Genomic DNA, 204 nt, shown 5'->3' with positions numbered 1-204 from the left:
AAGCCGGGGGTATTTCATATGCGGGCAAAGCCCTATGTTACTAGCAAGCGCGTCCCGTCGCGCAAGTACGGTCTGACAGCCGCGAAAGTTCTGCTACTTGCCGCCCGTAAACGGGCTCAGAAGTTTCCCATCGTCAGCTGTTCTCCTGCCTTATCCTCATCCAACTGGTGCTGGATGTATTCTGCGATCTTCTTCGCATTTTTT

1 pseudogene is annotated in these 204 nt (G+C 52.9%); it reads right to left on the bottom strand.

The features are described 5' to 3' along the window. Window positions 1-93: 93 nt before the first annotated feature. Window positions 94-204 (bottom strand): annotated as a pseudogene (locus tag D1646_RS23465) (IS200/IS605 family transposase); the annotation flags it as partial.

Origin of the sequence: Pseudoflavonifractor sp. 60 (assembly GCF_009911645.1) — a bacterium.
Classification (GTDB): Bacteria; Bacillota; Clostridia; order Oscillospirales; family Oscillospiraceae; genus Lawsonibacter.
Note: the sequence above shows the minus strand (reverse complement) of the source record. Positions and strands in the feature narration are given on the sequence as shown.